Consider the following 24,051-nt stretch of genomic DNA (forward strand, 5'->3'; position numbering starts at 1 on the left):
TTTGAGCAAAAGTAAAAAAATATACTTGTCAGTTACCATAGATACTGAATGTGATAAAGGTGCTAAATGGAGAGTTAAACAGCCATTATCCTTTATTAATATTTATAATGGGGTTGTGAAAAACTTGCAACCTATATTTGAGAAATATAATGTTAAAGCAACCTATTTGTTAAGCCCTGAAGTTATTCAAGATTCAAAATCTGTTGAGATTTTTAAAAGCTTTGGAAATAAGGTTGAGTTAGGAACACATTTACATTCAGAATTTATTGAACCAGAAGCAAATTTTAATGCTGATAATACTAAGCACTACCAAAGTGATTTTAAGCCCGATATTGAAAAGGAAAAACTTAAAAATTTAACCACATTATTTAGTGACACATTTGGTTATCAACCGCTGTCATTTAGAGCAGGTCGTTTTGGGATAAGTAAGTATTCGTTGAGATTTTTAGAGGATTTAGGATATACTGTGGATAGTTCAGTAACACCAGATTTACAATGGAATAACAAAAATGGTAATTCTGTTAATTTTTTTGGATCACCCTACCAGCCTTACTATCCATCTTATAAAGATTTTAGAAAAGAAGGGGACATGCGTATACTACAGGTGCCAGTTTCGTTAATGAATAGAACGCTATCAAAAGTTCCTTTATCAATAAAAAGAAAAATAAAACTAAATACATCTTACCAGCATATTTTATTCAATTATACTACAAGGTTTTCTAAGCCAAAATGGTTAAGACCTACTTACTCTAATGTTGAGGAAATGAAAGTATTAACGCAAGATTTCTTAAAGCTTTCTAATGAAAAGAATGTTTTTTTATGTATGATGTTTCATAGTAATGAATTTGAATTAGGTATGAGTCCATATAGTATGACGCTAGAAAACATGAATAAAATTATTAATAGATTGGATTCTTATTTAGAATGGTTAACAAAAGAAATGGATGTTTCTTTAATTGGTATGTCTGAAATTAATAAGCATTATACCTCATGAGAGTTGGATTTATTATGAATAATCATTATCCGAGACTTGGCGGTATGGAGTACGCCGTCCATAATTTAGTTTTAAGTCTAAATAACTTGAATGATGTAACTGCTTCAGTAGCTTGTGCAACATTACCAGAAGTACCAAAAGATTTTGAATATCCCTATAATTGTTATCGGTCAAAGAGTTTTTGGCGTTTTACGCCTTGGCTCTTAAAACAAAATCGCTTAAAAATGATTAACGAAGAAAAAGTAAATGTGCTTCATGGGCCCATGCTGCATGGCGGAGGTTTTACTGCGGTTAAATTGGGAAAAACTAAAGGTTTGCCAGTTATCGCGCATTCAAGAGGCGCTGATGTTCAGGTGGTTGAAGAGATTGATTATGGTGCACAGCTTTACCCAGATTTAATGAAAAAATTAAAATATACTATTAAGAATTCAGACAAATTAATTGCTGTAAGTCAAATAAATAAGCAAAACATGGTTGATTTGGGAGCAGACCCGAATAAAATTGAAGTCATACACAATGGAATCTTAATTGATAAAATTAAAGAGATAAATTTTATCAACCAGAGACCGAGTCATAATTTGTCAGAAGAGGATTTTGTATTAATATCAGTAGGTAGAAATAGTTCTGTAAAAAGGATGGATTTACTATTTCAAGCATTACAAAAATTAAAGGCCGTAAAAAAAATCAAATGTGTATGTGTTGGTCCAGAGACCAATCTAGCTGAATTAGCTTCTAAATATGATGTTACAGATAAGATTGTTTTACCTGGTAGAATTCCTAAATCTAATGCAGATAATTTGAACCCACCATATGCTGATCTAATAAATTGGTACAGGTCATCGGACCTATATATTACTACATCTTATGTTGAAGCTTTTAGTGGTGCAGCCACAGATGCACTAGCTTGTGGCTTGCCAATAATTATTGGGCAGAAACATGGTGTTTCTGATGTTATCGAAAAGAATAAAACAGGTTGGATTATGACGAAAGAAACTCCAGGTGAATTGGCTGACCTAATCATGCATCTATACGAGGAAAGAGAATATTTAAAAACAATTAAAACTGATATTAAAAAATCTGTATCCCAACTTACATGGACAAATATAGCAGTTCAAACAAGAGCTGTTTATAAATCAGTAGTTTAAGTATGTTATTTAATTCATTTGAATACTTAATATTTTTACCAATAGTATTCTTGCTTTATTGGTTTGCTTTCAATAGAAAATTGAATTGGCAGAATTTATTTTTGTTAATTATAAGTTACATTTTTTATGGTTGGTGGGACTGGCGTTTTTTGACTTTAATAGCTTTTAGCTCACTAGTTGATTATAATGTTGGATTACAAATTGATAAATCAAAAACAATAAATAAAAGAAAGCTTCTTTTGGCATTGAGTGTAATTGTCAATATTGGTCTTTTAGGGTATTTTAAGTACAGTAATTTTTTTATTGAGAATTTTAAATTAGCGTTTGAATCTATTGGAATTACCATGCATTTATCCTCTTTGCAGATTATCCTACCAGTAGGTATAAGTTTTTATACGTTTCAAACCATGAGCTATACTATTGATGTTTACAGAAGAAAAATCAATCCTACTAATAATATTGTTCAATTTTTTGCTTATGTAAGCTTCTTTCCTCAATTAGTTGCTGGCCCAATTGAACGTGCTAAAAATCTATTACCGCAATTTCAAGTTAAAAGGAAATTTCGATATGATTATGCAGTTGATGGAATGAGACAAATATTATGGGGATTTTTTAAAAAAATGGTTATTGCCGATAATTGTGCGCTTTTTGTAAATCAAGTGTTTGATGCTCCTGAAGACTTTAGTTTTATAACGCTAATTTTTGGCATGTTACTATTTGCCTTTCAAATTTATGGTGATTTTTCTGGATATTCAGATATTGCTATCGGAACTGCAAAATTATTTGGTTTTAACCTTATGCAAAATTTTGCATACCCTTATTTTTCTCGGGATATAGCCGAATTTTGGAGACGTTGGCACATATCATTATCAACATGGTTTAGAGACTATGTATATATCCCACTTGGTGGTAGTAAAGGAGGTACTGTAATGAAAATCAGAAATGTATTTGTGATTTTTTTGGTTAGTGGTTTTTGGCATGGAGCAAATTGGACCTTTATAATTTGGGGATTTCTTAACGCCTTGTTTTTTTTACCGCTTATATTGATGAATAAGAATAGAACATATTTGGATATTGTAGCTGTTAATTCTAGTTTGCCATCATTAAGAGAGTTTTTAGGGATAATTTCTACGTTTGTATTGACAACGTTTGCTTGGGTATTTTTTAGGGCTGAAACATTGGGAGACAGTATGAATTATTTATATCAAATAGTAAATGGTAATGAAGGGATTTTGCGTTATCCAATCGTTATACTATGTTTATCTGTTATTTTGATTTTAGTTGAATGGATTGGTCGGAAAAGGGCACACCCTTTAGCAATTTTAGAGGGATACCCAGTATTATTTAGGCAATTAGTTTACTTGTCAATACTGTTATTAATAATATTATTTATGCCAAATGAGGCTAATTCATTCATTTATTTCCAATTTTAACCTGCTATGAGAACATTTTTGTTAAAATCATTGGTTTTTCTCATGTTGGTCATAGTAATTTTTTACGCACTAGACCAAATGGCGCTAAATGGATTAAATAAGTTACGGGATGATGATTATAAGGATTTACATTTACTATTCAACAATGAAATAGATGATGAAGTTTTAATTGTAGGATCATCTCGTGCATGGAATCACTTTGATGTTAGTGAAATTCAAAAAATAACAGGAATAAGCACAAGAGTAGTCGGATTGTCAGGTGCGGATTTTAACATGCAAAGAGTGTTGTGGGAACAAGCTTTAAACAATGTGAGTGATACAGAATATATTGTTCATGTTGTTGGATCATTAGAATTTTCAAAAAGAACAGATGGTGTTTTTAGGAAATATAAGTTTTATCCATTTTTAAATAATCAGTACGTGCAGTCTAACCTATCCAAGATTCAACCAGATTTGTGGAAAGATCAATACTTACCAATGTATAAATTTCATGGTTACTACAACTATTTTCTTAAAGGATTAAAATTGAATTTTGTGAATCCAAGTTATGATGAGTATTATAAATATAAAGGATTCACTGGATTTAAAAATATATGGAATGGTACTATTACCGTAGAGTCTAAAGTTATATCTGATGATGATATTAACAAAGGCATGAACTTTATTGAGTATGAGGCAAAATTGGCAGCCGAAAAAGAAAAGCAGTTAATATTAGTATATACACCAGAACACAAGGTTACCGATTCCTTAATAAATGGAAAAAATAAAATTATAGAACGTTTAAATGATTTGGCTTTAAACCATAGCAATATGCATTTTTTAGATTATTCTAAATGGTACGGAAATGATGATATTAGTTTGTTTAGCAATGCGACACATCTAAACGTAAAGGGAGCAAAGTTGTTTTCACAGACATTTGCTAAAGATTTTTTAGAAATATTAAAGAATAATTAAAGTAATATGAAACTAGCTATTTTAGCAAACTCATATTTGTTTGATAAGACCAGTCCAGTAAATGGTACGTTTGTACAGCTTCATAATTTAGCTGTTGCATTCAGTGAATATGGATTGGATGTACATTATATTTGTGCTACAAAAGAGAGAAGTAAACCAAAGTACGAATTATCAAACGGTATTCATTTCTATTGGATTCAAAAAGAACAGGGTTTGTTGGAATGGAAAAAATTAATGCTAGTCTATCAAGAAAAACTCAATGCACTAAAGCCAGATGCAATTTATACACGTGGTAGAAATGTCTTGCAATATGTTGCTGGAAAATACTCTAATGCTCATAATATACCTTACGTTTGGGGAACCAATGGAGAAGATAGTGCTGAATTTTGGAAAAATATAAAAAGATTGAAAGGCAAAAACAAATCACTATTTTACAAAGTTGCACTTTTGCCTTTCAAATTTTACGAAGATATTTATATTAATAAAGGGATGTTAATGCCTGATTATATTGTTAATCAATCTGTCAATCAGCAAGAAACTACTAAAAGGTATTTAAAAAAGGATGGAATTATTTTGCCGAGTTATTTTTTACCAATTCAGAATGATACATCAAAAAAAAATGAAATTTTGTGGTTGGCAAATCTTTCACCAGCGAAACAGCCCGAATTGTTTATTAAATTAATCCAGAAAGTTGATTTAAAAGATTGGAAAGCGATTCTGGCTGGAGGATCAGTTAATAAAAGTTACGAAAAGAGTATTATAGACCTAGCCTCTAAATTTGATATTTCAATGCCAGGGAAGATTGAGTTTGAAAATTCATTTAAATATTATCAAAACGCTAAAATTTACATAAACACAAGTAGGCCAGATGCCGATGGGTTGCCAAATGCTTATATTCAAAGTTGGTTAAGTGGAGCCATTGTTTTGTCTCTACATCATGACCCCAATAATTGGATGCAAGATTATAAAATTGGTTTTTGTGCACATGGTGATTTAGAAGCCCTAGTAACGAAAATACAGGAATTAATTAATAATCAGAATGAAATAGAGGTAATGAGCAACAATGCTACACAATTTGCTCAAGAAAAATTTGCTAATCAAAGTATAATTAAAGCATATATAGATTTATTCGAGCACACCCACTAATGAATAAGAACACTAATAATATAACTTTTATAATGCCTTGGCATATATCGGAAAGAGGCGGTGGTGCAGAGGTGCAAGCGAATTATCTATCTCAAGCTTTAGCTGAAAGAGGCTTTAAAGTTTCCTACGTGTGTCAAACTACTTCTGCTAGTAAGGTAAATTCTCATGAGGTAAAGAACAATGTGCAAATCCATTGGTTAAAACCTTCAGGTAAATTCCATTGGATGGACCAAAATAAATATGATTATATCCTTAAAAGGTTGCAGCCAGAAATCATAGTCCAAAGATTATCCTCAAACGTAAGTTATGTAATTGGGAAATATTGCAAAAACAATTCGTGTAAATTTATTTGGATATGTACAGATAACTTATCGCCTTATAAAAACTATCACGTATTAAAGTTTAAAAAGAATAACACAGTTGATAAAGTTGGAAAAATAAAGTATCATGTGTTTTTGAAAAATGCACAAATCATGGATTGGTTTCGAAATAAGGGAATGAAGCAAGTAGATATAGCATTTACTCAAAATATCAAACAGTCCAAAATTTTAGAGAATGAGTTTGATATGAAATCCGAAAGAATGATTTCTGGACATCCAACTCCTAAATCCCATTTTGAACCGCAAACTAATTTTTTTAAAAAAACAATTATATGGTGTGGTAATTTCGGACTGAATAAACGACCACAACTATTCGTTGAATTAGCAAATGCTTTAATTGAAAGAGATTATAAGTTTATTATGATTGGAAGCCATAGTGATAGGGCATATGTTAATTCTATTTTGAAAAATAAACCGGATGGTTTGCAGGTTACGGGTCAATTATCATTTGAAGAATCCTTGAGCTATTTTGACAAAGCTTCGCTATTGGTTAACACATCTAAATCTGAAGGGTTCTCAAACACCTATATACAAGCGTGGTTACGTGGTTTGCCAACATTGGTTTTTGGAGCTGACCCAAGTAATGTTATTGCATCGAATAATCTTGGTTATGTGTGTAACGATGTTAGCGAGGCTGCAAAATGTATAGAGAAAATTTTATCAGACTTTAATGAGTATGAAATTCTTGCAAATAATACCAAAACTTTCGCTATGAACCATCATACTATAGAAATAATGACAGAACACTTTTTAAGTGTTTTAAAGCAAAACAAAACAAGCGTACGAATTGAAGAATTATAAAAACATACAGCAACCTATCATATTTATTGGATCAGGAAGAACAGGAACAACCATTATTTATGAACTTGTGTGCAGACATCCTAGTTTAGCCTATCCGTCAAACTATCAGCAAAAATTTTATAAATACCCAGTAATTAATTTAGCTAGAAATATATTTGACAATAAACTTTGGCGAAAGTTTGGCCAAAAAAAACAACTTAATAAAACAGGGTTTTTAAACAAATACCATTTTATACCAGGAGAAAATTTTGGCATGTGGAATTACTTAACCGGTGAAGACATTGATTTTTCGAGAGATTTTTTATTAGATACTAAAATAAGCCAAGAGCGAATAGATTTTATAAGAAATTATTTTAGCAAAATGGTTGCTTATCAAAATAAAGAGCGCTTGGTAATGAAAATTAATGGAGCACCTCGAATTTCATTTCTATTACAGCTGTTTCCAGATGCTATTATTATAAGTTTAAAACGAAATAAAATACCAACTTTAAATTCATTTCTAAAAGTTAACTTTTGGAAAAAACGAGGTTATAATAAGCTGTGGTGGTATGGGGCTTATTCTGACAAAGAATTGGAATTTGCTGAATCCATTAAAACGGACCCAGCGTTAATAACCGTATTTCAATTGTGTAAAATTGATCAAGTTGCAGAAATGGAAGTCAGAAAATTAAAACCAAAATATAGTGAAATACATTATGAAGAATTTGTCGAAAACCCTTTGCAAACGCTAAATAAAATTATTAATGTAGGAAACCTGAAAGAATATGATTTTTCAAATGATTTGAAAGAAATAAAAGTATACAATCAAAATAAAAAAGACACTGAATATTTTTCCAATGAAAAACTTGTTGAAATCAATAAAATAATTAAAAACTTTTCAAGCTAAAGTGTTGAAGCCAAAAATCATTCATATAGTTAATTTACAATCCTATGGTGGTATTCAAAAACTAACATTGGAATTAACCTCATCGTTAAATGCAATGGGTACTGTTGAGAACCATATATTGGCAACCAAAACTATAGATTTGCTTTCAGAGTCATTGCCTCAAAACGTAAATATTATTAAATTTAATAATCAAAATCCTATACTAAAATTTAAAAAAGTTCTATCACTATTTAAGGATTATGATATCATTCATTTTCATGGACCATTTACATTTATTCAATTGGCGTCTATGTTTTCTAATAAAAAAATAGTCTACACTGAACATGGTACGTTGCAAAAAGCCAATATTAAATCTAATTTCAAACATTTAATTCAAAAACGAATTGTTGGTAAAAACTTTTTAGAAAAGTTTGTGGATAAAGTTATTTTTATTTCAAAATGGATTCAAAAAGATTTAGACATAAAAAACAAAAGTCAGATTGTTATTTATAACGGATTGAAATATCATGAGCCAAACATTATAAAAAACGAAAAATTCATTTTAACCATCGCTGCACGCCTAATACCAAAAAAAAGAGTTCATTTGGCTATTGAATTAATGCATGAATTATACAAAGACACATCAATTAAATTGCAAATAATTGGTGATGGTAATGAAATGGAAAATCTTAAAAAACAAGCAGGAAATCTATTAAACAAAACTGTTTTCTTTTTAGGTTATCGTAAAGATGCTTATGATCTTATAGCCTCTTCAGATATATATCTTATGACTACTGATATGGAGCCTTTCGGTTTAGTTGTTTTGGAAGCCATGATGAGTCAAACCTTGGTATTATCATATCATGATTCGGGTGGACCTACTGAAATATTTGAAAATCAATTTTCACGACTACTTGTAAATAATGTTAGCGAAATGGCTGAAGCAGTATTATATTGGAAGGAGCATCCTGAAAAAAAGGAGATTATTGAAATGGAGTTAAAAAACCTTTACACACAAAAATATACATTAAATCATATGGCAGAAAACTATAGTAAGGTGTATTTTGAATTATTTGAAGCAGTATAATGAATAGTAAAGAACAGATAATCCCAGGTTTTTTAGGAATTGTTGGTTTAGGTGTTGAAAAGTATCCTACAGCTGAAGTAAATCTAAAAGAAACTATAAATAGTTCGTTTTTTAAAATATTTGTCACTCATGGTGAAACTGAAAATCAGGTTAAGTATTTTGTTTCAAAAAATAGGTTTTTATGGACTGGTGGACTTAAATTAAAGGAAGATTTTGAATTAGATAAATTTAAGCCAAAAGATGCCGATCATAAATTTGTTTGCGTAGATTTTCATGAACAGGTTATAGAGATCTACACGGATCATTATTCCAAAATTCCTTTGTTTTATCTGAGAAAAAATGGAATCTTTTATTTTTCCAGTTCTTTGGAGTTGTTGTTGAAAGCAACTGGGATGAAAAGCTTTGAAATTAACAATGAAGGATTACTATTTCATTACAATTTCGGATTTACGTCCTTTGATTATACATTAATAAATGGTTTAAAATCATTAGCTGGAGGGAAGCAGCTTATTCTAAAAAATGATCAATTAACCGTCCGAAGTTATTTTGAGTTTTATAAAAATTTAACCTCTAATACGGCAACTATTGACACAAATATTCAAACGCTTGACAATTATTTGTTTGATTCTACAAAAAACGTTTTAGCAAGTAATAAAAATATTGGAATTGCTTTAAGTGGTGGTGTAGACTCTGGATATTTAGCTCAAAAAATTCATGAATGTGGAAAGACTTTTAGAGCTTATACGTTGGGTTTTAAAAATGACTATAATGAATTTGATCGTGTTGATTATCTATCAAACCGCTTAAATTTTACGACTAAAAAAATCATTTTAAGCCCAGAAGATATTATATCCAATTATCTTGAAGTTAGTCAGCATTCTAGTTTTCCTATTGGTTTTAATAATTCTATCTTAAATTTCATATATAAAGAAGCACATCAAGATGGCGTAGATATTATGTTTGATGGCGATGGAGCAGACCGTTTGTTTCTTGGCATGAATAAATACTTGCAACTCAAGAAAATTTTGAATTTATATGCAACAGCCAAAAACGTAAATGTCCATAAGTTACTCGCTAAAATGTTGAAATTGGTTCGGCATCCCATAGGAAGTAAATTGAGATTCTATTTCCTAAAATTCAACAACAATTTTCCTTTTTATGGAGAGCGCAAATTACCAAATGAGTTAATTTATGATTATGAATTTGAAAAACTCCTGAATGATATTGCTATACCTGAAGAGTTAAAGGTTTTTTCAAGCGAAAAGGATAAGTGGCTGTTCTTCTCTTTTTTTAGTGTGTATTATACACCTACGTTTTTCTTTCATACACCCTATGAGTTACAATTGAAGCACAATATTGTGTCTAATCCGCAATTTTGGTCGGATAAATTGGTTAAATTGGCATTGGAGATTCCAGTAAGTCAAAAGCTTAATGGTAGAACAACGAAAATGGTTTTAAGGAAAGCAGCAAAATTGAAAATAGATGATGGTTACTGGAATTTATCAAAAATTGGACTTCAGAATTCATTTAGTTATTTAAAAAACTCTGAAGTAGGAAAAAGCTTTATAAAAGAACAAGTTCAACAGATTAAGGAAAGTGACTCATACCAATATTTAGTTAATGCTGTTCCTGATAAATCTATAGATACCGAGCGTTTAATACCATTTCATATCTGGAAAACAAATATGTTAAAGTGATGAATAGCCGCAGTACAAATACCACATTAAAAATATTATGGCTATCACCAAACCTTAATCATTATAAGGCACGTTTTTTAAATCATTTAGCAAAAGAAGTTGATATAGATTTAACTATACTTTCAGGAGCCGGAAGGGAGGCAATGGGAGACGCCCAAATTGATGAGGATTGGGTATTTCAACACAAAAAATTAAATGTACTAAAAAAAAAATTTGGCACATCTAAATTGGTGAGAGAATCTTTGAAAGTATATTTTAATAGATATGATTGGATATTGATTCCTGCTGAAAAGAAAAATTTGTTATTATTTCTCTATGCTAATTTATTAAAATCAAAATCTTCAAAAACAAAGTTATTTTCTTACAACCATCCCATATTAAAGTCTGGAAATGGTAAGATTTCATACCTAGATAGACTTCTAACTAAATTTTATTATAGAAAATTGGATAGGGTTGTTTTCTATACAGAACAGAGTTGTAAATGGGCTCTACAGAATAATTTGATTGAACCTTCAAAAGCTTTTTGGGCTAATAATACGATTGACACCAATGAAATTGATGAAAATTATATTTTTCAACTTCCACCAGAAAATAAACCTAATATTCTTTTTATAGGAAGGTTGATTGCTACAAAACGCATTCAAGATTTAATGTCTTACTACAAGGAGTTAAAGAGTCATATCCCAAACCTTACTTTGGATATTATTGGTGATGGCCCAGAAAATTCTCTCATAAAAAAAGCAGCTGAAACGGATTTGGATATTACATGGCATGGTACATTAGTCAATGAGGTAGATATAGCACCAATTATGAAAAAAACAACTTTAGTGTTTATTCCAGGACATTCAGGGTTGTCAATTAATCATGCTTTTGCGTATGGACGGCCTTATATTACGCTCAATGGACCAAGCCATGCCCCAGAATTGGATTATATTGATTCAGGTATTAACGGTTACGTTTTAGACGATGACATAAATACTAACATTTCGATCTTAAAAAAACTACTACTAAATAGAAACATGTTAGAAGAGTTTTGTGAAAACGCTAAAGTAAAAGGTGAATATTTAGCTGTAAAAAACTGGGTTAATCAATTTAAGTTAAGTCTTCAGTATGACTAAAAAGCCAAAAATACTATTTATAGGCCCAACACCACCACCATATTCAGGTCCTGAATTAAGTATGCAACAATTCTTGGAATCAGAATCATTAAATTCTGAATTCGATATACAGTTCTTAAAAACCAACTTTAGAAAAGATAATACCAAAAAAGGAAAGCTAGATTTATCCATGCTTTCTAATTTCTTTATATTCTTTTCAAAACTATTGAAATTACTCATTTCAAAAAATCCTAATTGTGTTTATTACCCCATTACACCAACTCAAATAGGTTGGTTAGGAAGGGATGTTTGGACTATTTTGTTAAGTAAGCTATTTGGTGCTAAAGTTATTATTCATTTAAGAGGAAGTCATTTTAAATTAAACTTCAAAGAATTTAATAGTATTGTAAAAAGAGTTGTCGGATTTAGTCTAAAAAAAGTAGACTGTGGTATTGTTCAAGCAGCATATTTAAAAGACCAGTTCGCACCATATATTCCTTTAAATAAAATGGCTGTACTTTATCAGGCCATGGACATTGAAGAGTTTTCGCCAAATTCTGAAATACCAATTGAAAAAGGAAAAATTCTAGTGATGGGCCACATGACAAAGGCCAAAGGTTATACTGATATATTGAAGATAATTCCTGACATTTGTAGTGATTTTCCGTTTGCTAAATTTTACTTTGCGGGAAATATTAGAAAAGGCGAACGCGGTGTATTTTATAATCAGTTTACGGGAGAAAAAATAGCTTATGAGGATCCTTTTGAAGTTGAAAATACGATATTAAATTCAGAATTTAAGGATAATTACATCAATTTAGGAATTATAAGCGGAAATAATAAAATGGAGCATTTACAGTCATCTGATATTTTTTTAACGGCATCCTATTCTGAAGGCTTCTCTAGGTCATTATTGGAGGCAATGGCAATTGGTAAACCAGCCGTATTTACGCCTGTGGGTGCACATCGTGAAGTTTTTGAAAATACAGTGCACGGTTATTCGTTTGTGCCAGGTGAATTGGACGGTTTAAAAAATGCTTTAAAAACAATGCTTCAAGATGAAGTGGCACGGATACAGATAGGTTTGACCAATAGATCGCATGTAGTATCACGATTTTCAATCGATACTATTTCAGAAGATTTTAAAGCAATTATTTTAAAGGTATTAGCGTAATGAAGACATTTATTAGAAAAATGATACATCTATTGGGTAACTTACTTCGGTTTTTCCACATGTCATTTTTAAGGGCTTCAGGTGCTCAAATTGGCAAAAACACTATGATTAGTTTAGGTGCTAAAATTGATGTTAGGCGAGGCAAAGTAATTATTGGTGACAATTGTTTAATTACTCATGGTTGTTATATTTTATCTCACGATGGTGCTGCACATGTACTTAATAATGAAGATACAGGAACAGGATACGTTACTATTGGAGATCATGTGTTTATAGGTGTAAATACCGTTGTTATGCGAAATGTCACTATTGGAAATCATGCTATAATTGGAGCTGGATCCGTAGTTAATAAGGATATTCCTGAAGGTGTTGTTGCGGCTGGAAACCCAATTAAAATTCTAAAAGAAATACCAAAGCCATATAAGTCATTGCCTAAAAAGCACAAATCCGTAGAATGATATTAATAGCGCTTCTTATTTTAATCACAATTGTAATTGTGAGACTTCAGAAGGGTGTTTTTGCAGCTCTAATCATAATTGCTGCAACAAAATCAATAATTGATGCATTTTGGGAATTTAAAGTGGGACCACTATCAATTTTATCTCTTCAAGGAGTGTTGGTTCCAGTTTTATTTTTTGATGTTTTAAAAAAGAGAAAACAATTTCCTACAAGTTGGTTACGGTTAGCAAATATTTATTTTTTAGCCATGGCTTTTGGATTGGTATGGGGTTTTATTGAAAAACCGTTTGGAGCAATAGAGCATGTTTTTTTAAGTGTTAATGCTTATTTAGGTTTTTTTTTGATCCCCATGGTGGTTACAGATCAAGCCAGGCTTAAAAAGTTATTGTTGGCGATAATGATATGTGGGATATTCCCAATATTGGTGAGTATTTATCAGTTTCAAACAGGCGTAATTTTTCAGCAAAGAGAAACCGTAGGATTGATACGTTATGTAGGGTTTTACCATGACGCATTTCCTGTACGTTTTTACGGTTTGATGACTTTAATGGCTGTACTTATTCATACTACAATTTTCAAAAGGAATTCTCTTTTACTAAAAATCTTTATGGTTTTAATTAGTATGGGAGCCTTTTTCTCAATTTACTTGGTTTTTAGTAAAGCAGCTGTTGGAATAATTGGTCTATGGATTGTTTTATTGTTATTGTTTTCCAAATCAAAATTAAGCCAAGGTTTCTCTTTGGTTATAGGTATGTCAGTAATTTTTCTAGTATTTGGCGATACCTTTTATGATAATTTAGAGCAATTGTTCAGCAAGGAAATAGGCTATGATTCAGGTGAGGTAAAAGATGCACGTTATACCTTGGCAGGAAGAGGTTATATTTGGGAAGGTGCCTGGGAATTTTGGACCACGAGGCAGACTGTTTTTTTTCAATGGATGGGAGACGGTTTAGTGAGACCAGTTCATAATGAATTTTTAAGGGTTTTACTTGCAAACGGTATAATAGGCTTGATATTATTGGTTACTTTTGTATTCTCAATGCTAAAAAAAGTTTTTAAAATTCATAAAAACGTTCGGGTATTCGCCCTCATGTTCTTCGGAATGTATATGATTGATTGTATAGGGCTGGTTCCAGGTGTTTATTACTATTATAATATTTTGGTATGGGGATTTATTGGGCTATTATTATTAAGAAACGATTTATTTATTAAGAAAATTTAAATGCAACAACTCACACAAAAGCTTGGTTCTGGTGATATGGTTATTCAGGAAGTTCCTTATCCACAATTAGGAAAAGGAATGATCATTGTTAAAAACCACTATTCAATTATAAGTGCAGGAACAGAAGGTTCTACAGTGCAAGCTGCCAGAAAAAGCTTGTTAGGCAAAGCTAAAGAACGACCGCAACAAGTTAAACAAGTTATTGATACTTTCGTAAAGCAAGGACCTATTCAAACCTACAGAGCTGTAATGAAGAAATTGGATGCCTACTCACCTTTGGGATATAGCTGCGCTGGTGAAGTTATTGAGGTAGGCGAAGGTGTTACTGGATTTGAAACAGGTGATAGAGTAGCGTGTGCTGGTGCAGGTTATGCTAACCATGCTGAAATTGTTTCAGTGCCTGTAAATTTGTGTGTGAAGTTGCAACCTTCAGCTGATTTAAAAAATGCTGCATATAATACTTTAGGAGCCATTTCTATGCAAGGTGTGCGCCAAGCAGATTTGCGTCTTGGGGAATCTTGTGTCGTTATTGGTTTAGGCTTGCTAGGGCAATTAGCAGCATTAATTTTGAAGGCTTCAGGTGTCACAGTAATTGGCGTTGATGTCGCTGAATCTGCCGTTAAACAAGCTATTGCATCTGGTGCTGTTGATGTCGGATTAATCCGAAACGCTCCTGGTATTGAAGAACAAATTTTAAACGCTACCAATGGTATAGGAGCAGATGCCGTAATTATTGCTGCTGCTACCTCAAGTATGGATCCCATAAATTTTGCTGGTGCTATAGCGCGTAAAAAAGGCAAAGTAGTTGTTTTAGGTGCTGTGCCAACTGGATTTGATCGCGATCCATTCTGGTATCGTAAAGAATTGGAACTGAAAATGGCCTGTTCTTATGGGCCAGGACGTTACGATTTAAATTATGAAGAAAAAGGTATCGATTATCCTGTTGCGTATGTCAGGTGGACTGAAAAACGCAACATGGAAGCATTTCAATCACTTCTGGTAGCGAATAAAATTAATATTGATTATTTAACAACTCACGATTTTGATTTTGATAACGCCAAACAAGCTTTTGACTTGGTAGTTGAGAAATCTGAACCTTTTACTGGTATTGCCTTAAAGTATGATGCTTCCAAAGTGCCTTCTAAAGCATCAATCAAGACAAATGATGCTAAAGCGTTAGGTAGATTAAATATTTCCTTTATTGGTGCCGGAAGTTATGCTCAAGGGAATTTATTACCAAATATTCCAGACGATTCCATTGTTGGAAGGGTTGGAGTTTTAACCAATTCGGGTACGACTTCAAAACGCGTTGCTGAAAAGTTTAAATTTCAGTTTTGCGCCAGTGAGGAAGCAGATGTTTTAAACGATAAAACCAATACAGTTTTTATTGCTACACGCCATGATTCACATGGGCCTTATGTTATAAAATCCTTACAAGCTAATAAGCATGTATTCGTTGAAAAACCTTTGTGCCTAAAAGAAGAGGAATTGGAAAAGATTATTGAATTGAAAGAAGCTTCTGATAAATCCGTTATGATTGGTTTTAACCGTCGCTTTTCACCGCTTACAGAAAAGCTTAAGAAATCTTTGGGTAATAATCCCGTATCCATGATTTACCGAATTAATGCAGGAGCTATACCTAAAGATAATTGGATACAGGATACGGAAATAGGTGGTGGTCGTATTCATGGTGAGGTTTGTCACTTTGTAGACTACCTAACTTATATTAACGGAAGTTTACCAATCAAGGTTTCGGCAACGGCCATACCAGATGCCAACCAGTTAAATGATACGCTTAATGTATTGCTTCAATTTGAAAATGGTTCTACAGGAGTAATTGCTTATTATTCAAATGGTTCAAAATCATTATCTAAAGAATATATTGAAGTGTTTTCAGCTGGCTTTTCAGGTGTTCTTAATGATTTTAAAGAATTGAAATTGTATGGAAAAGGTAAGCCTAAAAAGAAAAAATTATTGAATCAAAATAAAGGTCAAAAGGAGATGGTAGAGTCCTTTATCAATGGTTTAATTAAGGATGGAAAAGCGCCAATTCCTTTTAGCGAAGTAGTTGCTGTAACTAAAACTTGTTTCGGAATTATTGAATCTATAAAACGTGGAGGAGAGCAGGTTGACATCTAAATTTCAAGAAAGTTTTTTAAAATTGAAAGCCTATTGTGAAGCAGAAAACTTTAAAGGCTGGGATCCTTATGATGGTCTTAACTCTAAAGTGTTTCAGGTATTACCATTGAAGCATTGGGATTTGGCACGTTTAGCTTGGATTCAAGGTTTTAAAAGAAGTCCAATTAATTTCAGAAAATTGCTATTAGTACCTAAGGAGCACAACGCCAAAGGTGTGGCACTATTTTTACTTGGGTATTGTAAGTTGTATGAAGCTTCATTAAATGGTGATAAAACATTTGGTTGCCCAGACACTATTCTAAATCAGATTAACAGTTTAACACTGTTGCTTTTAGATATGAAATCTGAAGGCTATTCAGGCGCATGTTGGGGCTATAATTTTGATTGGCAAGCCAGAAGATTATTTCTATTTAAAAAAAACACGCCTACTGTTGTTGCTACTGCCTTTTGTGTTGAGGCACTTTTAAAGAGTTTTGAAATAACTAAAAATGAAGCTGTACTGAAAGAAACTTTGACAGCAGCTGAATTCGTGCTTAACGATTTATCTAGAACACCAAAAGGCAATGGATTTCTATTCTCATATAGTGTTCAAGACGGTAATAATACAGTAATCAATGCCTCTCTTTTAGGTGCTAAAATTTTGAGTTATTCTTATAAATACACTAAAAACGAAAAGCATTTAACACTGGCTAGAGAGGCAGTTTCAACTGCTTGTGATTTACAAAACAAAGATGGTTCTTGGATTTATGGGTTATTGCCTATTCAGTCATGGATAGATAGTTTTCATACAGGTTTCAACTTGGATGCTATAAAAACATATCAGCAAAATACGGGTGATGTATCCTTTCAGAAATTTATAGATAAAGGGATGGACTATTATACCGTTAATTTTTTTGAAGAAAACGGAATGCCAAAGTATTATCATAATAAAACATACCCCATTGATATTCATTGTCCAGCACAAATAATAGTAACTTGTTCTAAATTAGGTGTTTTTCAGAATAATTATAATCTTTTAGAAAAGGTTTTAAATTGGACTATTGAAAATATGCAGCACAAAAAAGGCTATTTTTACTACCAATTAAAAAAAGGAATGAGCTCCAAAATATCGTATATGCGATGGAGTAATGCTTTTATGTTTAATGCGATGGCTCATTATAATTTAGAAATGATTTCTGATATCAAATGATTACCGAAACTCTGAATGGTGTAAAAACTTTTGCTCCCAATTCTCGAAAGGAATTGATGCAATATGCAATGGCTCATAAAAAAATTATGATAGCTGTTAATGCTGAAAAAATATTACATGCAACTAATGAAAGCCGTGATTTAATAAATAGAAATCTTGGTTATCCGGATGGTATTGGAGCCGTTTGGGCATTACATAAAAAAGGCCATAAAGAGGTTGTGAAAATTCCAGGTTGCGAACTATGGCTAGATATAATTCAAGAATTTTATAAGGATAAATCCTTTTATCTTGTTGGTGGTAAACAAGATGTTATTGAAGATACTATTGAAAAAATAAAGCGAGATTTTCCTGGAATCAACATCTGTAATTACAGAAATGGTTATCTAAAAACTGAAGCAGAAGAGGATGAGTTAATAGCGGACATAGTAAAGCTCAAACCTGACATTGTTTTTGTAGCCATGGGTTCGCCTAAACAGGAATTATTAATGGAGCGCATCCAAAAAAAACATCCAGCAGTTTATCAAGGTCTTGGAGGAAGTTTTGATGTTTATACTGGACACGTTAAACGAGCACCAGATTGGTGGGTTAAAAACAATTTGGAATGGACCTATAGATTGATTAATCAACCTTCAAGAATTAAAAGACAAATACATTTGGTTAAATTCTTTGTTAATTTGCATCTAAATAAGTACTAAACCTATATAAAACATATGTACAATATTACAATCATTGCTGGTGCTAGGCCTAATTTTATGAAGATTGCGCCTATTATCCATGAAATAGAAAATGCTAAAAATAGAGGTAATGCAATTGATTACAGATTAGTACATACGGGTCAGCATTATGACAAAAATATGTCAGGTGATTTTTTTGAACAGTTACAAATTCCAGAACCGCATGTTAATTTAGAATGTAGTGGTGGAAGTCAGGCAGTACAGACAGCTAACATTTTGATAGCATTTGAAAAGGAGTTACTTGCAAATCCAACAGATTTGGTTTTGGTAGTTGGCGATGTAACTTCAACTATGGCATGCGCTTTAGTGGCTCAAAAGTTACACACAGAAGTTGCTCATGTGGAAGGAGGTATTCGTTCAAATGACTGGACAATGCCTGAAGAAATCAATAGATTGGTAACAGATAGTATATCAAATTATTTTTTTACAACTTCAGATACTGCGAATGATTATCTAAAGAAAAGTGGTGTGAAGGATGAACAAATATTTTTTGTTGGCAATACCATGATTGATACTCTTTTGAAACAAATGCCAAATTTCAAGAAGCCTGTAGTATGGAATGAATTGTCATTGAAAACAAAAGAATACATTGTAATGACTTTGCATCGGCCTGCAAACGTTGATGAAGAAAATCAATTAAAGTCTATGATTGATGAGATTATGAAACATTCTGGCAACATACCAATTGTGTTTCCTGTTCATCCCAGAACAGCCAAGATTCTTGAAAGATTAGATATTAGTCATAATCGATTGCATACAATAAGTCCGTTAAGCTATTTAGAATTCAATTTCTTGGTTAAAAATGCTAAAGCAGTCATTACAGATTCCGGTGGAATTACTGAAGAAGCGTCTATTATGAATGTGCCATGTATGACCTTGCGGGATAATACTGAACGTCCAGAAACTATAACTCTAGGTACTAATGAGTTGGTAGGGACTAATCCAAGTAATATTGCTCCATATTTAAATAAACTATTTTCTGGAAACTGGAAGCAATCAAAAGACATTCCGTTATGGGATGGACACACAGCAGAAAGGATAATAAAACACTTATTGAATTTGAATTGATGTAGTTTAAGAAATTGTAAAAAAGACAATAAGTTATCGAAAACAGCACAACATAATCGAAGATATTAACGATATTTGCAATATAATTATTCTGATGTAAATATGTTAAAAGAATTACTTGACTCATTCAACCCTGGAGATTACTTGTTTCCATGGCTGCTTTTTGCAGGGGTTTTAGCATTTTATATAGCTTACACCACTTTCCCAACCATATTATATGTAGCACAAAAAAAAGGGTTGGTTGATGTTCCTGGAAGCAGAAGCGCACACACAAAAAGTGTCCCAACACTTGGTGGCATTGGTATTTATATTAGCATGGCTTTAGTAATCACTATTACGGGTGCGATATTACATTCTAGTACTTTATTACTAGTTATGGGATCACTGACAATTCTTTTTTTTCTAGGTTTAAAAGATGATTTAACAGTTCTTTCACCACGAAAAAAATTCATAGGCCAACTTCTCGCGGCTTTACTTGTTATCGTTTTTACTGACAACAGAATTATAAGCTTCTCTAACATTCTTGATATTCAGACTTTACCATACTGGGTGTCTATCAGCTTTACATTGTTTGTATATATTCTAATAATAAATGCTTACAATTTAATAGATGGTGTTGATGGATTGGCTGGTACTGTGGCGCTTGGTGCTAGTGGTATTTTATTATTTATTTTTATTAATAGTGAAAATTACAGTTTAGCTACATTAGCTATTGCCGTTATGGGTTCTTTAATAGCATTCTTAAGATTGAATTTCTCCAAAAAGAATAAGCTTTTTATGGGAGACACTGGATCAATGATTATTGGATTTTTAATTGCCTTTTTTGTCGTTAGTTTTATCAACAATGCTCAACTTAATGAATCATCAGTAATTCATAAAACATCTCCTGCCATAGCTTTGGCTATTTTATTTTATCCGCTTATTGATACATTAAGGGTAGTTATAATCAGGGTTTTTAAATTGAAGACAAATCCATTTATGCCTGATAGAAATCACATCCATCATCTTTTTTTAAAAGCTGGATTTAGCCACAAAGCCACAACTTTTATAATAGTTTCAATTAATTTATGTGTTTTTGCCATAGCAATTAATTTAATTAAATTGAATTTAAATACACAGATTATTGCGCTTCTAATTTATGGTTCGTTATTGTATACAATTCCGTTTTTGGCCCAAAAAAAACTATTAAAAATTGAAATTTTAAAAGCTAAACCTTCACTTAAAAAGAAGACCATTTAAAGCACAATTGCTTTTGTAGTTGTAACAATTGCTACTATATTTGTCTTTATAATGGAACGCTTTCTTTATGAGAATTTTTTTATCTGTAATTCTAGTTACTTTTTTTTTAAGCTCCTGTGTTTCTAAAAAAGAAATATTTTATCTTCAAGATGTTGATGACTATAATAATAGTCCTGTATCATATCAAGATATTACAATTCAACCTAATGATATTTTAAAAATATCCGTTGGTGCTTTAGTACCTGAAACAGCTAAACCCTACAATAGAAATTTTCAAGGAGACATGCGTCAAAATTCTCTGGAAATCATGAAGCTAGAAGGTTATTTAGTTTCAAAAGATAAGACAATTGATTTCCCAAATCTTGGTGCCATTTCTGTTGAGGGAATGACTACAGCGCAATTAGAAGAGCATATTAGAAAAAAACTAACAGATGAAGGACACTTGGTGCAACCATCTGTAACCATTCGTATTTTAAACGCCAAGGTTACGGTGCTTGGTGAAGTCAATAGTCCAGGAACTTATTCTTTTACAGAAGAAAGTATTACTTTGCTTCAAGCCATAGGTTTTGCAGGCGACTTGACCATAAGAGGGAAAAGAGATGATGTTTTGGTCATGAGAGAGGTTGATGGAGTACGTAAAGTGACACATTTAGATTTAACATCATCAAGTTGGTTAGAAAGCCCTTTTTACTTTGTTAAACCCAATGATGTTATTGTTGTTAATCAAAACCCTCCAAAAGTTACTTCGGCAGGATATGTGGGTGATATTGGAACTTTATTAGGGTTAACATCGGTTATTTTAAGTGTCATTATTCTTGTAACTAGATAATAAATGGAAAACAATCCTATAAACTCTTATTTTCAGCAAGATGACAGTCATGTTGATATCAAGCATGAGATAAAGAAATATTTAAGGCATTGGCCTTGGTTTGTTTTTGCTCTGGCATTATCAATGACCATTGCTTATGTGTATTTAAGATATTCTCCTAGAATATATGAGACTAGTACTAAAATTAAAATTCTTGATGAGTCAGACGGATTGGAATTGCCAACCTCAGCTTTTGTTTTTAAACGATCTAATATCAATCTTGAAAATGAAATAGAAATTCTCACATCTTATCCAATAATTGAGCAGGTAGTTAGAAAGTTAAAATTGAATACTACTTTTCAAGAAGAAGGACAAATTCAAATTTCCAGAATTGCCCAATTGCCTTTTCACTTTGAACAACATATAAAGCCAGATAGTATATTTGGTAGTTATCAATATGAAATTTTGGTTAATAAAAATAATTTTGAAGTTATTGATTTAAAACATGGGAAGGAGTTTGTGTTTGAGAATCATAATTCTTTTGGAAAAGAACATGGACTTCCCTTTGATATAACCCTATTTAATAAAAAAGATTTAGCTCAAATTGAGGATAAAAAATATGTTGTGAGATTATCACCAATTAAGCCCACAACACTAAGATTAAAATCTAAAGTAAAAATAGATCCAGTTGGTGAGCAAAGTGACTTACTGAAATTAACAATGAAATCTGAAAGTACGGAATGGTCTGAAAAAGTACTTGATTCTTTGGTGAGTGTTTTTAATCAAGACGGAATAAAAGACCGGCAACAGGTATTTAGAAATACACTCAATTTTATTGAGGAAAGATTTGTTGATTTAGCCAAAGAACTTGATACCATTGAAATAGAGAAGAAAGAATTTAAACAGGATAATAATTTAGTTTTTCTCCCAAGCGATGCTGAATTAGGTTTACAAAAAAGAACACAATCCGAAGAAGAATTATTTAAAATTGAAAATCAAATAGCTCTATCGCGTTTGGTTGAACAGGGCTTAACTAGAGATGACGATGATAGAGGTTTGCTTCCTTCAAATATTGGAATAGAAAATAATAGTATCAATGAGTTGATTGGTGAGTATAATACCGCAGTATTTGAATACGAGAAATATAGTGCAAGTGGAGGGATTAATAATCCAATGGTTAAACAATTACAATCTACAATCATGGGGTTGAAATCCAACATTAACCAATCTTTAAGAACTTACAAAAATCAACTAGAAGTTTCAAGGAAACAATTGGATGCACGAAATTTGAAGTTTAGAGGTGAGGTTGGTAGTATTCCTGAAAAGGAAAAATTATTGAGAGAGATAGATAGGCAACAAAAAATAAAAGAAAGTCTTTACTTATTGTTATTACAAAAACAAGAAGAAGCTGGAATTAATTTAGCAGTAACAGAGCCCTCTGTAAAAGTTGTAGAAAATGCTCTGTCAAGTTCAAGCCCAATATCACCTAAGTCAAATGTGATTTATGCTGCGGCATTGTTGGCTGGATTATTGCTGCCATTTGGTGTACTTTATTTGATTTTCATGTTAGATACCAAAGTTCATGATAAAAAAGATATTGAAAAAACTGTGAAGAATGTACCTATAATTGGACAAATACCTGAAGTTCAAGATAAAGAACACCTAATTTTTGAGAACCCAAATGACCGATCTATTTTAGCTGAATCTTTCAGAATTTTAAGCTCAAATGTGCGTTATGTATTGCCTAAAAAAGAAAATAATAAAGGGCATGTTATTTTTTGTACATCTACCATAAAAGGTGAAGGTAAAACGTATGTCAGTATTAATTTATCATTGGCACTATCAAGTTTAAATAAAAAAGTGCTTTTAATTGGTGCAGATTTAAGAAATCCACAAATTCATACCTATTCAACAAAAGATAAAAATGCTAAAGGTTTATCAAATTATTTGTTTGATTATAGTTTAGATTGGAAAACATTATTGTTAAAAGGGTTTAAGAATCATAAAACACATGATGTTCTTTTGTCTGGTGCTATTCCTCCAAATCCTGCACATTTGCTAACTAACGGTCGTTTTGATGATCTTATCAATGAGGCCAAAGATCTGTATGATTATATTATAGTTGATACGGCTCCAACAATTTTGGTGACTGATACTATGTTAATTTCGCATTTATCGGATACTCATGTTTATATTGTTAAAGCAAATTACACTGAAAAGAATTTATTAGAATTTTCTAAAGAGTTGAATGATTCTGGTAAATTAAAAAATATGGCTTATGTTGTAAATAGTGTTGGGACTAGTAAGTCGCGAGGCTATGGCTACAATTATGGCTATGGTTATGGCTACAGTGATGTAAGTTAAATTCTGTTTTTTAAGTTTCTTTTTTAAAATGACATTGTAAGTTTTTCTTTGGTTTA

General features: G+C 31.8%; 20 protein-coding genes. All 20 read left to right on the forward strand.

Features of this window, described 5'->3' with window-relative positions:
- The first annotated feature begins 1 nt into the window (after window position 1).
- The 20 genes from C1S72_RS13760 to C1S72_RS13855 all read left to right on the forward strand — a co-directional run bounded on the left by C1S72_RS13760 (window position 2) and on the right by C1S72_RS13855 (window position 23,995).
- Entirely contained in the window at window positions 2-994 is a 993-nt protein-coding gene (locus C1S72_RS13760) for a polysaccharide deacetylase family protein (RefSeq protein WP_162919996.1), read from the forward strand.
- Window positions 991-2,139, forward strand: a complete 1,149-nt coding sequence (locus C1S72_RS13765) for a glycosyltransferase family 4 protein (protein ID WP_104736311.1) — start codon at window positions 991-993, stop codon at window positions 2,137-2,139. Before C1S72_RS13760 ends, C1S72_RS13765 begins: the two co-directional genes overlap by 4 nt.
- 2 nt (window positions 2,140-2,141) lie before the next feature.
- Complete coding sequence (locus tag C1S72_RS13770; protein WP_104736312.1) at window positions 2,142-3,572, forward strand: MBOAT family O-acyltransferase; 1,431 nt, start codon at window positions 2,142-2,144, stop codon at window positions 3,570-3,572.
- A gap of 6 nt (window positions 3,573-3,578) precedes the next feature.
- Window positions 3,579-4,526 carry an SGNH/GDSL hydrolase family protein gene (locus C1S72_RS13775; RefSeq protein WP_162919997.1) on the forward strand — a complete coding sequence of 316 codons (948 nt, stop codon included), beginning with the start codon at window positions 3,579-3,581 and terminating at the stop codon, window positions 4,524-4,526.
- Window positions 4,527-4,532: 6 nt separating this feature from the next.
- Window positions 4,533-5,672 carry a glycosyltransferase family 4 protein gene (locus C1S72_RS13780; RefSeq protein WP_104736314.1) on the forward strand — a complete coding sequence of 380 codons (1,140 nt, stop codon included), beginning with the start codon at window positions 4,533-4,535 and terminating at the stop codon, window positions 5,670-5,672.
- Entirely contained in the window at window positions 5,672-6,853 is a 1,182-nt protein-coding gene (locus C1S72_RS13785; protein ID WP_104736315.1) for a glycosyltransferase family 4 protein, read from the forward strand. The genes C1S72_RS13780 and C1S72_RS13785 overlap by 1 nt, the downstream gene beginning before the upstream one ends.
- Window positions 6,840-7,739 carry a sulfotransferase gene (locus C1S72_RS13790; protein WP_104736316.1) on the forward strand — a complete coding sequence of 300 codons (900 nt, stop codon included), beginning with the start codon at window positions 6,840-6,842 and terminating at the stop codon, window positions 7,737-7,739. Before C1S72_RS13785 ends, C1S72_RS13790 begins: the two co-directional genes overlap by 14 nt.
- A 4-nt stretch (window positions 7,740-7,743) precedes the next feature.
- Window positions 7,744-8,805 (forward strand): glycosyltransferase family 4 protein, encoded by a 1,062-nt coding sequence (locus C1S72_RS13795; RefSeq protein WP_162919998.1) that lies wholly within the window; start codon window positions 7,744-7,746, stop codon window positions 8,803-8,805.
- A complete protein-coding gene (locus tag C1S72_RS13800; RefSeq protein WP_104736318.1) occupies window positions 8,805-10,502 on the forward strand; it encodes an asparagine synthetase B family protein in 1,698 nt (565 codons plus the stop codon). Before C1S72_RS13795 ends, C1S72_RS13800 begins: the two co-directional genes overlap by 1 nt.
- Window positions 10,502-11,620 carry a glycosyltransferase family 4 protein gene (locus C1S72_RS13805; protein WP_104736319.1) on the forward strand — a complete coding sequence of 373 codons (1,119 nt, stop codon included), beginning with the start codon at window positions 10,502-10,504 and terminating at the stop codon, window positions 11,618-11,620. Before C1S72_RS13800 ends, C1S72_RS13805 begins: the two co-directional genes overlap by 1 nt.
- Window positions 11,613-12,773 (forward strand): glycosyltransferase family 4 protein, encoded by a 1,161-nt coding sequence (locus C1S72_RS13810; RefSeq protein ID WP_104736320.1) that lies wholly within the window; start codon window positions 11,613-11,615, stop codon window positions 12,771-12,773. Before C1S72_RS13805 ends, C1S72_RS13810 begins: the two co-directional genes overlap by 8 nt.
- Entirely contained in the window at window positions 12,773-13,231 is a 459-nt protein-coding gene (locus C1S72_RS13815) for an acyltransferase (protein WP_104736321.1), read from the forward strand. Before C1S72_RS13810 ends, C1S72_RS13815 begins: the two co-directional genes overlap by 1 nt.
- A gap of 38 nt (window positions 13,232-13,269) precedes the next feature.
- Window positions 13,270-14,454: an O-antigen ligase family protein gene (locus C1S72_RS13820; RefSeq protein ID WP_205527097.1), complete on the forward strand. Its 1,185-nt coding sequence runs from the start codon at window positions 13,270-13,272 to the stop codon at window positions 14,452-14,454.
- Window positions 14,455-16,593, forward strand: a complete 2,139-nt coding sequence (locus C1S72_RS13825; RefSeq protein ID WP_104736323.1) for a bi-domain-containing oxidoreductase — start codon at window positions 14,455-14,457, stop codon at window positions 16,591-16,593.
- A gap of 22 nt (window positions 16,594-16,615) precedes the next feature.
- Window positions 16,616-17,782 (forward strand): delta-aminolevulinic acid dehydratase, encoded by a 1,167-nt coding sequence (locus C1S72_RS13830; protein WP_230401666.1) that lies wholly within the window; start codon window positions 16,616-16,618, stop codon window positions 17,780-17,782.
- A complete protein-coding gene (locus C1S72_RS13835) occupies window positions 17,779-18,477 on the forward strand; it encodes a WecB/TagA/CpsF family glycosyltransferase (protein WP_104736325.1) in 699 nt (232 codons plus the stop codon). The genes C1S72_RS13830 and C1S72_RS13835 overlap by 4 nt, the downstream gene beginning before the upstream one ends.
- 15 nt (window positions 18,478-18,492) lie before the next feature.
- Window positions 18,493-19,584, forward strand: a complete 1,092-nt coding sequence (gene wecB / locus C1S72_RS13840) for a non-hydrolyzing UDP-N-acetylglucosamine 2-epimerase (protein WP_104736326.1) — start codon at window positions 18,493-18,495, stop codon at window positions 19,582-19,584.
- Window positions 19,585-19,686: 102 nt separating this feature from the next.
- On the forward strand, window positions 19,687-20,823 hold the full coding sequence (locus tag C1S72_RS13845; protein WP_104736327.1) for a glycosyltransferase family 4 protein: 1,137 nt from the start codon (window positions 19,687-19,689) through the stop codon (window positions 20,821-20,823).
- Between the two features lie 67 nt (window positions 20,824-20,890).
- On the forward strand, window positions 20,891-21,652 hold the full coding sequence (locus tag C1S72_RS13850; RefSeq protein ID WP_104736328.1) for a polysaccharide biosynthesis/export family protein: 762 nt from the start codon (window positions 20,891-20,893) through the stop codon (window positions 21,650-21,652).
- A gap of 3 nt (window positions 21,653-21,655) precedes the next feature.
- Window positions 21,656-23,995, forward strand: a complete 2,340-nt coding sequence (locus C1S72_RS13855; protein WP_104736329.1) for a GumC family protein — start codon at window positions 21,656-21,658, stop codon at window positions 23,993-23,995.
- The last annotated feature ends 56 nt before the right edge of the window (window positions 23,996-24,051 follow it).

Source organism: Hanstruepera ponticola (assembly GCF_002940745.1).
Taxonomy (GTDB): domain Bacteria; phylum Bacteroidota; class Bacteroidia; order Flavobacteriales; family Flavobacteriaceae; genus Hanstruepera; species Hanstruepera ponticola.

Coding starts and splice junctions, on each gene's coding strand:
- C1S72_RS13765 (WP_104736311.1), top strand. CDS start 991: ATGAGAGTTGGATTTATTATGAATAATCATTATCCGAGACTTGGCGGT.
- C1S72_RS13770 (WP_104736312.1), top strand. CDS start 2,142: ATGTTATTTAATTCATTTGAATACTTAATATTTTTACCAATAGTATTC.
- C1S72_RS13775 (WP_162919997.1), top strand. CDS start 3,579: ATGAGAACATTTTTGTTAAAATCATTGGTTTTTCTCATGTTGGTCATA.
- C1S72_RS13780 (WP_104736314.1), top strand. CDS start 4,533: ATGAAACTAGCTATTTTAGCAAACTCATATTTGTTTGATAAGACCAGT.
- C1S72_RS13785 (WP_104736315.1), top strand. CDS start 5,672: ATGAATAAGAACACTAATAATATAACTTTTATAATGCCTTGGCATATA.
- C1S72_RS13800 (WP_104736318.1), top strand. CDS start 8,805: ATGAATAGTAAAGAACAGATAATCCCAGGTTTTTTAGGAATTGTTGGT.
- C1S72_RS13805 (WP_104736319.1), top strand. CDS start 10,502: ATGAATAGCCGCAGTACAAATACCACATTAAAAATATTATGGCTATCA.
- C1S72_RS13810 (WP_104736320.1), top strand. CDS start 11,613: ATGACTAAAAAGCCAAAAATACTATTTATAGGCCCAACACCACCACCA.
- C1S72_RS13815 (WP_104736321.1), top strand. CDS start 12,773: ATGAAGACATTTATTAGAAAAATGATACATCTATTGGGTAACTTACTT.
- C1S72_RS13825 (WP_104736323.1), top strand. CDS start 14,455: ATGCAACAACTCACACAAAAGCTTGGTTCTGGTGATATGGTTATTCAG.
- C1S72_RS13835 (WP_104736325.1), top strand. CDS start 17,779: ATGATTACCGAAACTCTGAATGGTGTAAAAACTTTTGCTCCCAATTCT.
- wecB (WP_104736326.1), top strand. CDS start 18,493: ATGTACAATATTACAATCATTGCTGGTGCTAGGCCTAATTTTATGAAG.
- C1S72_RS13845 (WP_104736327.1), top strand. CDS start 19,687: ATGTTAAAAGAATTACTTGACTCATTCAACCCTGGAGATTACTTGTTT.
- C1S72_RS13850 (WP_104736328.1), top strand. CDS start 20,891: ATGAGAATTTTTTTATCTGTAATTCTAGTTACTTTTTTTTTAAGCTCC.
- C1S72_RS13855 (WP_104736329.1), top strand. CDS start 21,656: ATGGAAAACAATCCTATAAACTCTTATTTTCAGCAAGATGACAGTCAT.